Raw genomic sequence first — 14,061 nt, 5'->3', positions numbered from 1 at the left:
GAATGGCAGGCTAGTGGGGAGGTCCACTGGACGGAGTTCTGGCGCCGTGAGGAGCGCATCGACCACGATGGACGCACGCCGCCGTGCAAAAGCCCAAGCGAACAGGTGGGGGAATGAGATCAGATCAATCGGTCCTGCAGTGGCGGGATGCGTTCCTCGAGTGCTCGGATCAGCTGGTTGCACTCAACTTCAATCCCCGCGCAGTTAATGCGGTGCGCGGCCAATTCAGGGTGATCCGCAGCCGGCGGTCTGAATTGCAGGACCGTCCAAGCTTTGTTGGGGTAAGCCGCTTTAATGTCGACGGCTGGAAAGAGACGGTTGCGCAATCGCTGAAGCGGCTCGATGGCCTGCGGTGGTATCAAATGGATGTTCAGCCATGCCTCATCGAGTTCTTGCGGACGATCAATCGCCAAGAGTGCTGGATAGAGCCGAAGTTCGAACTCTTCCATGTGATATTCGCCGAGCAGCGCGGATTTGGCTCCCGCCTCCTCAGCGACATGTCCAAGACTAACGAGCATCCTGAGATAGAGACCGAGACGTTCAGCGTCACGGCGCCGCTCCGCCTCTCTCTGATCGAAGTACACTTTTGCCATCGCACCTTGGTAAGCCAAGTATGCAGCGCAAAGGGCGATCGTTGGAGCAACTATAGAGGCCGTCAAGGTTTGCCAATCTTTGAGCTTGACGATGTCGATTGGTCCCCAAAGGCCAAGCCACGCGGTAAGTACGGCCGCAAACATCAAGCAAGCAATTGGTGTGAGACCGGGAAGGCGAGGTGTCATGGTTCAATGATGCCCTTGGAACGTGCGATTGTCGAGAGAAGCGCTCTGTGACCCGCACGCTCCTCGTTGCCGATCTCTTCTGCGGCGCCGGCGGGACCTCGACCGGGCTTGCGCGAGCGCTGGCTGCGCTCGGCCTCGGACTCGAGCTGGTGTGCGTCAATCACTGGAACGTCGCTGTCGCCAGCCACGCGATCAACCACCCGGCCGCGCGGCACTACTGCCAGGATCTGGCGACGGTGCGGCCGAGCCATGTCGTCACGGAAGGCTATCTCGATCTGCTGACGGCCTCGCCGAGCTGCACGCATCACAGCATCGCGCGCGGCGGCAAGCCGACGTCCGACCAGCAGCGCTCGGACCCGTGGCACGTCATCACCTGGCTGACCGAGCTGCGCGTCCGCTGCCTGATCATCGAAAACGTCTGGGAGTTTCGCGATTGGGGGCCGGTCGACCCTGCCACCGGCAAGCCGATCAAGGAACGCAAGGGCGAGTATTTCCGGGCCTGGATCAACGTCATCCGCTCGCTCGGCTATCAGGTCGAATGGCGACGGCTCAACGCGGCCGACTATGGCGAGGCAACGACGCGCCGCCGCTTCATCCTGATGGCGCGCAACGACGGCCATCCGATTGTCTGGCCGGAGGCGACGCATGCGCGGCGCGATCGCGTCACGGCTGGGCTGCAGTCGTGGCGACCGGCGCGCGAGATCATCGATTGGTCTCTCCGGGGCAAGTCGATCTTCAATCGGCCGAAGCCGCTGGCGGCGAAGTCACTGCGGCGGATCTATGACGGCATCGTCAGGGAGCGCTGGCCGGAGCCGTTCATCGTGGTCCTGCGCAACCACATGAGCGCGCAAGGCATCGACGTGCCGCTGCCGACGATCGCCGCGCAAGGCGGGCACATCGCGTTAGCACAACCGGTGCTGATGAACAGGCACGGCAAGGGTTACGGCGCGAGCCGCGCGCACGCGATCGATGATCCCATGCCGACCATCACGTGCGACGGCGGCGGCTACCTCGCCGTGCCGTTCATCCTGTCGCAGGCCTCTGGCGGCGCGCCGCGGGCGGTTTCCGATCCGGCGCCGACGATCACCACCGATGGGGCTCATGCGCTGATCGCGCCTTACTACGGCTCCGGATCGGGCGAAACATGTTTGTCCGATAGCGAGCCGCTGCCGACCGTGACCTCACAGGGCCGGTTCGGGCTGGTCGTTCCGATCACGCATTCCGACACGGCCAATCGCGCGCGGGCGGTCGACACCGATCCGCTGCCGACCATCACGACCGCGAACCGGGGCGAATTGGCGTTTATTGCTGCGGCCTTCGGCGAGCGGCCGGGGCAGGCCGCGCGCATCCACGATCTCGACGACCCTGCACCGACGATCTGCGCCACCGGGCGCGTCAACCTCGTCGAGGGCGAGCAGGGCGACGCCGTCGATATTCTCTATCGCATGCTGCAGCCGCATGAGCTGGCGGCAGCCATGGGTTTCGATGATTGCGATGAGCCCTATGAGTTCGCGGGCACCAAGACCGAGCAGATCCGCCAGATCGGCAACGCGGTGCCCGTGCGCCTGATGCGCGCGTGCGTGTTGGCGATGTTCTCCGGCGAGGCCGAGCCGCAGATGCTGGAGGCTGCCGAATGAGTGATGTGCTGATCGAGGCGCTGGCCCGTCCTGGTGATTTGTCCATGCGCCTGGCCGATACGATCTGCCTGCTCGCGGTCCGTGGCGGCGAGCTGGGAGAACTCGAAGCATATGGCGCCCCGGAAGGGCAGCCGCAGCCGTTCAAGCGGCTGCGCAGCGAATGGCTGCAACGGCTCGAGACCGCCGTTGCGCGCGATGCTCTCGCCCGGCTGACACCCGAGCGCGCGGTCGAGATCCTGCTGCAGGGACGGCCTTGAGCCGCCGCCCCTGAGTGTCCCGTTGTGTGCGCGTTGCCCGAAATCCTGCAAGTGAGACTGACACCATGACTGCGCCTCGTGAGAAGCGCCGTGCCCGGCATATTGCCGCCGATGAGGCGCATGCCTGGGCGCGCTCGCTCGATCTGAAAAACCCGTATGCGAAGGGCGTGCTGAAATCGCTCTCGATCTACGTGAACGGCGAAGGGCGGTGTTTCGTCGGCCTCGACCAGCTCGCGCTCGATACCGATCTGTCCGTCGACACGGTGCGCCGGCGGATGGTGTGGCTCGAGGAGATCGGCGCGATCACGCGCATCCCGCAATGGGTCGACGAGCACGGCCGCCGCAATGGCGACGGGCGCGGCAAGCGCACATCCGACCTGATCGTGCTGCATCTCGATCGCGATGCCGACGAGATCGAGGCGCGCGCGTGGGGCGTCGTCGAAAGCGAAGTAAAATCAGCGGTCATTAGCCCTAGCAGGCAGCAAGGGCTAAATCACCCGCCTGAAACGGTTAGCCCTCTGCCAGCCCTCGGCCAGCCCTCGCACTGCTGCGACCACCTAAACTCTGAACCTGAACCTGAATCTCCCCCCTTACCCCCCTCCGGGGGGCGGGAGGCTGCTGACGCTTTGCAGGAAGGCGAAGTGGAGCCGGAGCATTTCGGGGCGGCATGGGCAGGCTATCCGGAGCACGAGGCGATGCGGCGCGATCTCGCGCTCGCCGAATTCCGGGCGCTCGTGGCCGACGACCAGAAGCTCTGCAGGGCGGCCGTGCCGGACTACGCGGCGCAGATCCGCAAGCTGAAATGGAAGCCGCGGGCGTTCCACCTCTGGGTCCGCTCCGGCGGCTTCCGCGAATTCCCGAACGCGAAGCTTCCCGACGAGCGGCCGCCACCTCCGGAGCGGCGCCTGATCCAGGGCGAGGAACTCGCCGGCTTCACGGTCGCCTTGCGCATCGCCGAGCGGCGCGATCCGGTGCTGGTGGCCGATCAGCAGCTCGGCCGCGGCGTCTGGCGCACGATGCCCGTGCAGCCGGATCTGCTGGCGCTCTCGGCCTTCGTCGACGACGCCGGGCGGGACGGCTGGGAGATCGTCGCCGAGGGCTCGGAGCGCTTCGCGGCTTGGCGCGACCGGCTAAAGCTGTGGCTTGGCGCCGAGCCGAAGGCCGAACGCATCTGGCTTGAGCCGCACGATCCATCGGTGCATGGCCTCTCGCCGATGCACCCGAATTTCCGTGTCCGCAAATCCATCAACGGCTTTCGCGTCCCGCGGTCCTTTCCGCCGCGCCGCGACGGCACATGGTCACCAGCAGCAGGGGAGAGAGCATGAACATGGGTTATCAGATTGGGGACCTCGCGGGCTACGTCGACCTCGCCAAGTTGCACGCGCCGGAGGCCGCGCCAGTGCCGCAGTGCTGGTACATCCTGCGCACCCATCCGAACTGTGAGGCGAAGGTGATGAAGGCCTTCCGGCTGCGCAACATCAGCGCCTATCTGCCGGTCATGACGGTGATGAAGGAATTCCAGCGCATCAGGCGCGGCTTCGAATGGATCGAGCGTCGGAACGTCGTATCGCCCTTGATCCTCGGTGCCGTGCTAATCCCAGATTTCGAGGAGCGCTGGGAATGCTGGCGTGGCATCGATGGCGCTATCGGCCTTCTGCGGTTCGGCGAGTGGACGCCTCACCTGACGCCTAAGCTGTTTCAGGACATCAGGAATATCGAGGACATCGCCAACACGCCGAAAAGCAAGCGGCAGCGCGCCTTCGAAGTGGGGCAGCTTGTCAGGGTCGTGAACGGACCGTTCCGTGGCTTCTCGGCGCGGGTTGAGAGAATTGACTCAAGGGGCCGACTCAGTGTCGGTGTCGAAATATTCAGGCGCATCACTCCCTTGGAGATCGAGGAGAGTGACATCGAAGCGGTTGAAGCTGAGTGCGCATGATCTGAGCGCACTTGGTGCCAGATGGCCAAGGTCATCAGGACGCTTCGAACGGAGCTAACCGCTTCGGCGCATCCGCCACCAGCAAGACTGGTTCGCGGTGAAATGGTGGAATCTGCCTAAAAGCCCAGCCCTCGCGCTGGGCTTTCGCGCTTCACGGGTTAGGTGCACGCGGATTGGCTGATGGTGGTCCGAGCGCACCCGCTTTCTTTGTTGTTTCCTCCCTAGACTTGGGCCGCCTGTGGCAACGCAGGCGGCCCATTTGTCTTTGGGCAGATGCCTCCGCAACCACCCTGGAAGTCTTGGTACAAGACCGGCCGCTGGCAACGCCTGCGCCTGCAGACGTTCCTGCGCGACCACTACACCTGCAAGTGCGGCTGCAACCGGATCGAAGGCAACACCTCGCTCCTCGTATGCGACCACAAGATCCCGCACCGTGGTGATGAGCGTCTGTTCTGGGATGAGACCAACCTGCAGACCCTGCTCAAGGCCTGCCATGACAAGCGCAAGCAGCAGGCGGAACAGTCATCCCTCCATACGCGCGGCATCTGGCACTGACCACCAGCGCGAGCCGAACAGAAGGGGGGTGGTGCAATCTCTAAACCCTCTCCCTTCCGGGACCGGCCGTTCTCTCATCCGCAGGTTTTTTTCGTCGTGGCTGAAAATTTCGACCTGTTTGGTGATCCCATCCCGGCCAATCATGGTGGCAAGGGGAGGCCGCCTCATATCCCGACGACGGAAAACCGGAATCGCGTCAACATGTTGCTCGCGTGCGGTTGGAGCAATGAACGGATTGCCGGCGCGATGCGTATTACGGAGCCGACGCTGCGGAAGCATTATTTTTCGGAGCTTAAGAGCCGCGAGGTCGCGCGCGACCGGTTGAACGCCGCGCTGCTGATGAAGGGCTTCGAGGGTGTGCAAAAGGGCAACACCACCGCAATCCGGCTCTTCCTGCACCTGGTGGAGCGCAATGACTTGATGCAGTTCGGCCAAGCGTTGCGGCCCGCTCGCATCGACAAGTCGGAGAAGGCGGCCAAGCCAGCCAAACTTGGCAAAAAACAGGAAGCACTGCTGGCCGCGCAGCAACCGGACGTCGGCACGCCCATGGGCGAACTGATGGCCCGTCGCCAGCAGAGCATGAACTAATTTCGAGAGCGAGGCATAAGGCCCCACATCGCCGCAACGTTTGCCTCGATAGCGCGATCCTGATCTCGCCTGCTCTTAAGCTTGTTCGTTTCGATAAAGACCGGCGTTACCTTTTCCCTGGCCGCGAGCCGATCGATCTCGCGACGGGTGGCGCCGCTCGGATGGCAAGCAACGATCATCACTCTGAGGCCTGAGTATTTCAGTAGGAAATCTCGGCCTTGTTTGATCTGCCCGGGGGTGTCGCCGCGACTGGACACGCCGACAGCATATTTGCGAATGGGCAGGCGAAAGATGCCCAAAACATCACGAGCCGCTCCCTCTCTTCGATATTCGAGGCATCGAGCTGTAAACTCTCGGATCGAGCTGCTCTTACCGGTATTTGCGGGTCCGCAGAGGCAAATGATTGTCAGCGCCATGTCGGTTCAATCTCCCTTAATTAAGCTGCCAGGGTAGCAGAACTCCGCCATGTGGGACACCTCCTGCCCGGACTGGGAAGATCGCATCCGGAACGGCCGTTCGCTGATGCCGGATCTGCCGCTGTTTGCCGATGAGGCAGCAATGGGTTTGGCGTTCTTTGATGAGCTGCGGCTACCGGATGTGAAGGGTACTCCGCGGCTCGGGGATGCCTCAGGCGAATGGTTCCGCGACTTGGTGCGCGCCGTGTTCGGCTCGTGGGACCCGGTCAACAAGGTCAGGATGATCCGCGATTTCTTCGCGCTAGTCCCGAAGGGGTCGTCGAAGACGACCTATTCGGCGGCGCTGATGCTGGTCGCCATGCTGATGAACTTTCGGCCGCGGGGCACCGCGCTGTTTCTCGGCGAGACACAGGCCGTCGCCGATCGTGCCTATGAGCAGGCGGTCGGCATGATCGAGGAATCGCCGGACCTGCGCCGACGCTTCAAGCCTCGCGACTATGACAAGACGATCGAGGACCTGGTCACCAAGTCCGAGATCATGATCGCGAGCTTCGATCTGAAGATCCTGACGGGCGCGATGGCGCTGATCTTCGTGCTGCTCGATGAGTTGCATCTGCTCGGCAAGCGGGCACATACCTCGCGCGTACTGCGCCAGATCCGCGGCGGCCTCGATAAGACCGAGGAGGGCGTTCTGGTCATCACCACAACGCAAAGCGACGAGGCGCCAGCCGGCGCGTTCAAGAGCGAGCTGAAATTCGTTCGGAACGTTCGGGATGGCCTTTATCGGGGCAAGGTCATTCGTCCGACGTTGCCTCTGCTCTATGAGCTGCCGCGCGACATCGCAACATTGACGCGCGAGGAGCGCAAGCGCGGCGTCGAGCCGCGCTGGATGGACCCCGCGGTCTGGCCGATGGTGATGCCGAACATCAACCGCCCGATCACAGTCGCCTCGATGCTGGCTGATTTCGCCAGCGAGCGCGAGAAGGGCGCTGACGCCGTCAGCGTCTGGGCTTCGCAGCATCTCAACATCGAGATCGGTACGGGCACTAACGACGATGGCTGGTCGGGCGCCGATTTCTGGGACGCGCAGGCCGATGAAAAGCTCGACCTTGAGGAGCTGCTGGAGCGCTCCGAGGTGGTCGTAATCGGCGTCGACGGCGGTGGTCGTGACGATCTGCTCGGCCTGGCCGTCATGGGCCGCGAAAAGGGCACGCGTCACTGGCTGTCGGTGTGCTACGGCTGGGCCGATCCGATCGTGTTGGAGCGGCGCAAGGAAATCGCGGCCCATCTTGACGATTTCGAGAAGGAAGGGACGTTCTCGATCCTTCCCGTCGCCGAGGCGCTGGCCGAGCTGACCAGCCTCGTTGCCTGCATCAAGGCGACCGGTCTGCTGCCCGAAAAGAACGCGGTCGGCATCGACCCGAACCGCGCTGCGGCGCTGTTCGAAGCGCTGTTCGCCGGCGGCATCACTGAGGACATGATCCGCCGGCTGCTGCAGGGCCCTGCGCTGGCACCGGCTGTGTACGGTCTGGATCTGAAGCTTGCCGACGGCACCTACTTCCATGCTGACCAAGCGCTGATGACGTGGGTCGTTGGTAACGCCAAGGTCGAACAGCGCGGCAACGCCGACATGATCACCAAGCAGGTTGCTGGCCGGGCCAAGATCGATCCGCTGATCGCGTTGCTGCAGGCCACGATCCTGATGAGCTGGAATCCTCAAGCCGGTCTGCTGGTGACTGGCTCCGACGTCGCGGAGATGGTGTAGTGGGGATTTTGTCCGGCCTCGGATGGGCGCTGCGCAGCATGGCCAGCGCGGTCGATGGCGCGATGGATCATCGCGCCGTCTGGGGTGAGAATTGGTGGGGCGGTGGTTATCCGTCGATCGCGGGCGTCATCGTCAACGACGAGCGGGTGTCGCAGCTCGCTTCCGTGCAGTCCGTGCGGCAGGGCCTGTCCTCGGCGATGTCGTCCCTGCCGGTGTCGGTGTTTCGCAAGGGCGCGAACGGTGCGCGCGAGGCGCTTCCGCAGCATCCGATCTCCAGGCTGCTCGGTTGCCGGCCGAATGGCCGCCAAACGCCGGCCGAATTCATCGGCGAGCTGGCCTGGCATGTGTCCTACTATCGCAACGGCTATTGCCGGATCATCCCCGGCGACCTGGGCGGCGATGACTATGCAGCCGGTGCGCTGGAGATCCTGCATCCGCGCCGCTTCGCCAAGCTGGAGCGCGGAGCCGACGGACACCTCTACTACACGTTCAATCCGCCGCGCACGATCGTGCAGGGAGCCCAGATCGCGACCGAGACCTATCGCGATGACGAGATCTGGCACATCAGAGGCAATCCGCTGCAGGAGGAAGGGCTGCTCGGTGAACCGATCTGGGCAACAGCCAGGCAGGTGTTCGCTCGCGCCATCGCGGTGCATGAGTATGGCGACATCTGGTTCGCCAACAACGGTCAGTCGGGCGGCCTGATCAAGCACCCTGGCACCTTCAAGGACAAGGCCGATCGCGATCAGTTCCTCGACAATTGGCGCGCGATGGGCACCGGCCGTAACCGGCATCGCGACCGGCTGCTGACCCATGGCGTCGATTACACGCCGATCAAGGTCACCAATGCCGAGGCGCAGCTGCTCGAGACAGAGAAGGCCAGCGACATCGACGTGTTCGGGCTGTGGTCCTATCCGCCGCATCTTGCCGGTCGCCTCGATCGCGCGACCTTCTCGAACATTGAGCAGCAGTCGCTCAATTTCGTCGTCTACTGCCTGGCCCCGCTGGCCATCGCGATCGAGCAGGGCGCCGAACGCGACTTTCTCGACGCGAACTCGAACGATGAGCTGTTCATCGAATTCAACTTCGCCGGCCTGCTGCGCGGCGACCTGTTGAATCGCTATCGCGCCTATCTGATCGGCCGCCAGGGCGAATGGCTGTCCGCCAACGACATCCGCCGTTTCGAGAACATGTCGCCGCGAGCCGACGAGGGCGGCGACGACTACACCAATCCGATGACCAAGAGTGGCAAGCCCGGCGAGGGCGACGGGGCCGATGGCAACGACGGCGACGGCTCCGACAACGAAGAGAAGCCCAGCAAGGATTGAGCCCCATGGCCAAGGACAAGCACCTGCAGAAGGTCATTGCGCAGATCTCGGCGCTCGACCCGGTCGTGGCGCTCGACCTGGAGGCGCTAACCGGCTGCCTCGCGCGGGCCGTTGCCCGTGAGGAGCAGCGCGCCGCAGCCACCGCGAGCGTCCCGACACAGCCGAGCAAGATCGCGTTGATTTCCGTCTCTGGTCCGCTGACGCCGCGTGGCAGCTGGTACGGCTCCTCGCTGGCGCAGATCGCGGCGCAGGTCTCGCGCGCCGCTGCCGATTCCGACGTTGCCGGCATTGTCCTCGACGTCGACAGCCCAGGCGGGACGGTCGCCGGCACCGCGGAGGCGGCGGCAGCGGTTGCCGAGGCCGCGCAAAAGAAGCCGTGCATTGCCTGCGTCAACACGCTGGCCGCCTCGGCGGCCTATTGGATCGCCTCGCAAGCCTCCGAGATCGTGATGATGCCGTCGGCCGACGTCGGCTCGATCGGCGCAATGGTGATTCACGTCGACTACTCCAAGGCGCTGGAGGAGGCCGGCATCACGGTGACGATGATCCGCTCGGAACAGTCCCCGAAGAAGAACGAGGCTCATCCGTTCGGCCCCCTGTCGGACGAGGCCCGCGCCAACCTGCAGGCGCGGGTCAACGATGCCGGCGCCGAGTTCATCCGAGCCGTCGCATCCGGGCGACGGGTGACGCAGGCCAAGGTGAAAGAAGAGTTCGGCCAGGGCCGCATATTCGGCGCCCGCGACGCCATCGCCAGTGGCATGGTCGATCGCATCGGCACCTTCGACCAGGTCATCTCTGGCGTGGTGGGGAGGATGCCACGCGTAGGTTCCCGACGGCGCTCTGCACTAGCGTTCGACTGAGGACGCCCGATCAAAGCTTCTATTGTCGCACTAGGCTCATCGCTGCCTTAGCTTGATCTGCATCGGCACGCCCGATGATACTCAAGAGCCTTTGAGCTTTTTCCAGCTCCTCTGCGCTAAGCTCGACGCCATCAAGGATCTTGCGAAGTTCAGCAAGTAGATAGAGCTCCAATTCGTCGAGTAGATTGTGATACGCCTCCGGTGCAACTGTGTCGATCCACTGACTCTGGTGAGGCAGAGCCGCTTTTAGGATCTCTTTGGTATGTTCTCGGTTGATGAACTGAATTGGATTGTCGATTCCAGACTCCAACAGCTTGAAGATCATGTAGTTGCCCGTCAAAATCGAAGAGTACGCTTTGAAGTAGGCCCAGGCCAACTCGGGAACAAATGGCCTCTCATTTATGGCGTCGGTTCTTTTCAAGTCGGACGGCGCCGGCGCGCCAGCACCGATCATTTCCAGCATTTTCTGTATTCCTGGATCTTTGACCCGTTTAGAGATCTCATCGACCTTCATAATGGCCACCATGCCGGAGATGTACTTCAACCGAGCAAGGTCATTGACGGTACTCCAAATTCGCTCGACGGCCTCGAACCTTCGTTTATCCAGGAGCGCCTGGCGTGAAGAAGTACCGCTGAGAACCGTGTTCCGAAGAGCTGCGATTTCGCCTTCTCGATCGCGCAAAGCGCTTTTCGTGCGTTCTTCACTCTCGCGCAGCTCAGCGCGAAGGCTCTCAAGCCTCCGCGCAAAATGATGTTCAACACTGCGCTCCAAATACGCCTTCAGCCCGTGTCGGCCAAGGAACAATGCGAGCGGCGTGCAAAGTGAGATCAACATAGCAACTAGGGAAAAAATATCGGCTGCGTTCACGGACGCTTCCTCCGGTACGGTGCGGAGCATCTTAGAGCCCTCCACGAGTATTTCACACCTAGTTTCCGTGACCCTTGTCCGAGTTCGTCTGCTCCGCCCGCGTCCGCCCGGACAGCGGGACCATGAGCTCTGTCTCTGTCCGGGCGCTCTTACATCCCTCACAACAGGAGTTGCGGTCCCATGAAGGATCTCAAGAAACTGCGCGCGTCCCGTGCCGACAAGGCAAAGCTCGGCAAAGGCAAGGTCGATCGCCTCAATGTTCTGCTCGACAAGTCCGATCTGACCGAGGCCGAGCAGGCCGAGCTGACCAAGCTTGAGGGCGAGGTCGACGCGCTGGAAACCGAGGTCAAGCAGCTCGATGCCGAGATCGCGGCCGAGGAAAAGAAGGCGCAGCGCGCTCGCCTGTTCGGCGCCCAGGCGGCCGGCGGACCCGCACTCGCGACCGTCGTCAACGACAGCGATCCGGCGCGAACCGGTGGCTTCCGGAATCTCGCCGAGTTTGCAGTGGCCGTGCGCAATTTCCAGGTCTCCGGCGTTGCTGATCCGCGCATCACCGGTGCGGCCTCCGGCTATCAGCAGAATCAGGGATCGTCGGGTGAGGGTGTCCTGGTGCCGACCGAATGGCGCGAGCAGATCTGGGCGCTGGTGTTCGCTGACAACGACCTGCTCGGCTTCTGCAATCCGGAGCCGACGCAGGGCAACACGGTCGGCATCGTCAAGGATGAGACCACGCCGTGGGGCGCGGCCGGCGTCCAGGCCGCCTGGCGCTCCGAAGGCACGCAGATGATCGCCACCAAGGCGGCGCTGACCCCGACCATCCTGCAGCTGCACGAGCTGTATGCGTTCGTTCTGGCGACGAACGAGGTGCTCGACGACGCGCCGCGGCTGCAGAACCGCATCACCGTGCAGGCCGCACGCGCGCTGCGTTGGAAGCTGTTCGAAGCCGTGTGCTTCGGCGATGGCAACGGCAAGCCACTCGGCTTCATGAAGTCGAACGCGCTGGTGACGGTGGCGGCGGAAGGCGGCCAGTCGGCGGGAACGATCGTGACCGGCAACATCCTCAAGATGATGGCGCGTCTGTTCGAAATGCCCGGCGGCAACCCGATGTGGCTGGCCAACCGCGACACCATCCCCCAGCTTGGCACCATGACGATCGGCAACAATGCAGCCTATCTGCCGATCAACCAAGCGCTGACCGGCTCTCCGTTCAAGAACATCCTGGCCGGCGATCCCTTGCTGTTCAACGAGCACTGCCAGACCGTCGGCACCACCGGCGATATCGTGCTGGCCGATCTCTCCGGCTACGCGCTGGCGACCAAGCAGGGCGGCGGCATCGACTTTGCGGCGTCGATCCATCTGTTCTTCGACCAGAACCTGACCGCGTTCCGCTGGATCATCCGCGCCGGTGGCCAACCCTATCTGTCGGCGCCGGTCGCGCCGGCCAAGGGCAGCAACAGCAAGTCGCACTTCGTGGCACTGGCCAGCCGCTAACACCATCATCACCCCTGCAGCCAAATCGGCTGCCGGCGCAGGACTCCTTCGTCAGACATCAACAGGGCAAGCCCCATGACCGCAGCTCCCGCACTTCTCCCGTCCCAGCGCGTCGCGATCGTCGGCGCCGTTCCGCCGCAGTCGGCGTCCGCGGTCCAGACCTCCGGCTGGATCGATGCGACCACCTTCCACAACTATCTGTCCATGGTGCAGCTCGGCGCCATCGGCGCCGCGGCCACCGTCGACGCCAAGCTGCAGCAGGCAATCGACAACACCGGCACCAACGCCAAGGACGTCACCGGCAAGGCGATCACGCAGTTCACCAAGACCAACACCGATGACAACAAGCAGGCCGTGATCAACCTCAAGCAGGAGGATCTCGACTTCAGCAACGGCTTCAAGTGGTTCCGGCTGTCGATCACGCCGGCGGTCGCGGCCACCCTGATCGCTGGGACCGTGTTCGGGGTCGACGCGCGCTACGGCTTCGCGTCGGACAACAAGGCGACGACGCAGGCTCAGACTATCTAACAAGACCTCAGGGATGACGGCATTCCGGCCCTCCGGCGGGGATGCCCGTCTCTGGCCCGTGCAAGGCTCGCGTCTCGTTGGAAGATCGATGCAGCGGGCTATCTTCGGCGCGACGCGACCGCAGCAACAGACGAATATGGTCGTAAGCTGCATCGGGGGGAAAGTTGATCAGTAGCGTTGCCGCGCTTCCGCGTCGAAATGAAGCGATGGCCGCTACTGCTGCTGAGACAGGAAGAGCCGCAAGTGCGTCAATAATCTGCTTATTAAACAACATGATAGGTCCTTATGACTTTGACTTTAATGTTTGCAGTTTCTCATAATTTGCAGGTCCAGTCCACTCTCCGACGCCCCCCCGATAGCTTCGCATCATTGTTGCCGCAACTATTACTGCCGAGGCAGAGGTGCAGCGCTTCGTTCTGTCGTCATCCGCGCGGCGCGACTTCGCGCCGGGCTGCGGAGTGCCGCAAGAGGCCTATCATGCTTCGTACCGTCGCCGCGCCTCAATCCGATCCGGTCTCGCTCGAAGAAGCGAAGGCGCATCTGCGCGTCGACTTCGAGGATGACAACGACCTGATCACGGGCTTCATCGCCGCCGCCACCCTGATGGCGCAAAGCGTGGTGCAGCGGCGTTTCGTGATGCAGACGCTGGAATGGCCGGTGCTGTCCTGGCGCCGCCTGGTCGACGGCCTGCCGATCGCGCCCGTGGCCAAGGGTGATGTCATCAGCATCACCTATACCGGCCTCGACAACGTCACGGCCACACTCGCGGCCGATCAGTACGTGGTGCAGACTAAGGGGCCGACGGTCCGCATCGTCCCGCCGCTCGGCGCGATCTGGCCGATCGTCAATCCACGCGCGGCAGAGCCGATCGTCATCGAATTTCGGGCAGGCGAGGCGGTCGACAAGGTCGCGGCCAACGTCAAGACCGCCATCAAGATGATTGTTGGCCATCTCTACGAGAACCGCGAAAGCGTCGTCGCCTCAGCCCGTGCAGCCGCAATCGAGCTGCCGCAAGGCGCGCAGGCGCTGCTGTTGAGCGAGACCTGGGAGTAG

General features: G+C 63.2%; 15 protein-coding genes. 12 read left to right on the top strand and 3 right to left on the bottom strand.

The genetic code is table 11. The features are described from left to right. Window positions 1-119: 119 nt before the first annotated feature. Window positions 120-740 carry a hypothetical protein gene (locus tag QX051_RS02260; RefSeq protein ID WP_315774882.1) on the bottom strand — a complete coding sequence of 207 codons (621 nt, stop codon included), beginning with the start codon at window positions 738-740 and terminating at the stop codon, window positions 120-122. Between the two features lie 86 nt (window positions 741-826). On the opposite strand from QX051_RS02260, the gene QX051_RS02255 reads away from it, so the two are divergent. The 6 genes from QX051_RS02255 (at window position 827) to QX051_RS02230 (ending at window position 5,752) form a co-directional block, all read left to right on the top strand. Continuing rightward, window positions 827-2,416: a DNA cytosine methyltransferase gene (locus QX051_RS02255; protein WP_315774881.1), complete on the top strand. Its 1,590-nt coding sequence runs from the start codon at window positions 827-829 to the stop codon at window positions 2,414-2,416. Further along, window positions 2,413-2,673, top strand: a complete 261-nt coding sequence (locus QX051_RS02250; RefSeq protein WP_315774880.1) for a hypothetical protein — start codon at window positions 2,413-2,415, stop codon at window positions 2,671-2,673. Before QX051_RS02255 ends, QX051_RS02250 begins: the two co-directional genes overlap by 4 nt. Before the next feature lie 65 nt (window positions 2,674-2,738). Further along, window positions 2,739-3,998: a hypothetical protein gene (locus QX051_RS02245; RefSeq protein WP_315774879.1), complete on the top strand. Its 1,260-nt coding sequence runs from the start codon at window positions 2,739-2,741 to the stop codon at window positions 3,996-3,998. Next, window positions 3,995-4,609: a transcription termination/antitermination protein NusG gene (locus QX051_RS02240; protein ID WP_315774878.1), complete on the top strand. Its 615-nt coding sequence runs from the start codon at window positions 3,995-3,997 to the stop codon at window positions 4,607-4,609. Before QX051_RS02245 ends, QX051_RS02240 begins: the two co-directional genes overlap by 4 nt. 273 nt (window positions 4,610-4,882) lie before the next feature. Then, window positions 4,883-5,164, top strand: a complete 282-nt coding sequence (locus tag QX051_RS02235; protein ID WP_315774876.1) for an HNH endonuclease — start codon at window positions 4,883-4,885, stop codon at window positions 5,162-5,164. Between the two features lie 96 nt (window positions 5,165-5,260). Next, the gene (locus QX051_RS02230) at window positions 5,261-5,752 is read left to right on the top strand and encodes a hypothetical protein (protein WP_315774875.1); all 492 of its coding nucleotides are present in this window, start codon (window positions 5,261-5,263) and stop codon (window positions 5,750-5,752) included. Here the strand turns inward: QX051_RS02230 and QX051_RS02225 are convergent. After that, window positions 5,749-6,168, bottom strand: coding sequence for a hypothetical protein (locus QX051_RS02225; protein WP_315774874.1), 420 nt, complete (start codon window positions 6,166-6,168; stop codon window positions 5,749-5,751). The two genes, QX051_RS02230 and QX051_RS02225, sit on opposite strands and share 4 nt — an antisense overlap. Window positions 6,169-6,217: 49 nt before the next feature. Here QX051_RS02225 and QX051_RS02220 point away from each other — a divergent pair, with 49 nt between their 5' ends. Genes QX051_RS02220 through QX051_RS02210 form a run of 3 tightly spaced genes read left to right on the top strand, consistent with a single transcriptional unit; the run spans window position 6,218 to window position 10,121 of the window. Next, window positions 6,218-7,933 (top strand): terminase TerL endonuclease subunit, encoded by a 1,716-nt coding sequence (locus QX051_RS02220; RefSeq protein ID WP_315774873.1) that lies wholly within the window; start codon window positions 6,218-6,220, stop codon window positions 7,931-7,933. Then, window positions 7,933-9,261: a phage portal protein gene (locus QX051_RS02215; RefSeq protein WP_315774872.1), complete on the top strand. Its 1,329-nt coding sequence runs from the start codon at window positions 7,933-7,935 to the stop codon at window positions 9,259-9,261. The genes QX051_RS02220 and QX051_RS02215 overlap by 1 nt, the downstream gene beginning before the upstream one ends. 5 nt (window positions 9,262-9,266) lie before the next feature. Then, window positions 9,267-10,121 carry a S49 family peptidase gene (locus tag QX051_RS02210; protein WP_315774871.1) on the top strand — a complete coding sequence of 285 codons (855 nt, stop codon included), beginning with the start codon at window positions 9,267-9,269 and terminating at the stop codon, window positions 10,119-10,121. A gap of 19 nt (window positions 10,122-10,140) precedes the next feature. On the opposite strand, the gene QX051_RS02205 is transcribed toward QX051_RS02210, so the two are convergent. Beyond that, window positions 10,141-10,989 carry a hypothetical protein gene (locus QX051_RS02205; RefSeq protein ID WP_315774870.1) on the bottom strand — a complete coding sequence of 283 codons (849 nt, stop codon included), beginning with the start codon at window positions 10,987-10,989 and terminating at the stop codon, window positions 10,141-10,143. A gap of 180 nt (window positions 10,990-11,169) precedes the next feature. On the opposite strand from QX051_RS02205, the gene QX051_RS02200 reads away from it, so the two are divergent. From QX051_RS02200 to QX051_RS02190, 3 genes are all read left to right on the top strand, one after another. After that, the gene (locus QX051_RS02200) at window positions 11,170-12,480 is read left to right on the top strand and encodes a phage major capsid protein (RefSeq protein WP_315774869.1); all 1,311 of its coding nucleotides are present in this window, start codon (window positions 11,170-11,172) and stop codon (window positions 12,478-12,480) included. Between the two features lie 75 nt (window positions 12,481-12,555). Then, the gene (locus QX051_RS02195) at window positions 12,556-13,008 is read left to right on the top strand and encodes a hypothetical protein (RefSeq protein WP_315774868.1); all 453 of its coding nucleotides are present in this window, start codon (window positions 12,556-12,558) and stop codon (window positions 13,006-13,008) included. Window positions 13,009-13,485: 477 nt separating this feature from the next. Further along, window positions 13,486-14,061: a head-tail connector protein gene (locus QX051_RS02190; RefSeq protein WP_315774867.1), complete on the top strand. Its 576-nt coding sequence runs from the start codon at window positions 13,486-13,488 to the stop codon at window positions 14,059-14,061.

Source organism: Bradyrhizobium sp. SZCCHNR1053, from assembly GCF_032381235.1.
Taxonomy (GTDB): Bacteria; Pseudomonadota; Alphaproteobacteria; order Rhizobiales; family Xanthobacteraceae; genus Bradyrhizobium.
This window is presented reverse-complemented; position numbering and strand designations above follow the sequence as displayed.

What these genes read in the sequence shown, in the direction of transcription:
- QX051_RS02240 (WP_315774878.1), top strand. Translation starts at nt 3,995, where the DNA reads ATGAACATGGGTTATCAGATTGGGGACCTCGCGGGCTACGTCGACCTC.
- QX051_RS02250 (WP_315774880.1), top strand. Translation starts at nt 2,413, where the DNA reads ATGAGTGATGTGCTGATCGAGGCGCTGGCCCGTCCTGGTGATTTGTCC.
- QX051_RS02190 (WP_315774867.1), top strand. Translation starts at nt 13,486, where the DNA reads ATGCTTCGTACCGTCGCCGCGCCTCAATCCGATCCGGTCTCGCTCGAA.
- QX051_RS02210 (WP_315774871.1), top strand. Translation starts at nt 9,267, where the DNA reads ATGGCCAAGGACAAGCACCTGCAGAAGGTCATTGCGCAGATCTCGGCG.
- QX051_RS02235 (WP_315774876.1), top strand. Translation starts at nt 4,883, where the DNA reads ATGCCTCCGCAACCACCCTGGAAGTCTTGGTACAAGACCGGCCGCTGG.
- QX051_RS02200 (WP_315774869.1), top strand. Translation starts at nt 11,170, where the DNA reads ATGAAGGATCTCAAGAAACTGCGCGCGTCCCGTGCCGACAAGGCAAAG.
- QX051_RS02220 (WP_315774873.1), top strand. Translation starts at nt 6,218, where the DNA reads ATGTGGGACACCTCCTGCCCGGACTGGGAAGATCGCATCCGGAACGGC.
- QX051_RS02225 (WP_315774874.1), bottom strand. Translation starts at nt 6,168, where the DNA reads ATGGCGCTGACAATCATTTGCCTCTGCGGACCCGCAAATACCGGTAAG.
- QX051_RS02195 (WP_315774868.1), top strand. Translation starts at nt 12,556, where the DNA reads ATGACCGCAGCTCCCGCACTTCTCCCGTCCCAGCGCGTCGCGATCGTC.
- QX051_RS02245 (WP_315774879.1), top strand. Translation starts at nt 2,739, where the DNA reads ATGACTGCGCCTCGTGAGAAGCGCCGTGCCCGGCATATTGCCGCCGAT.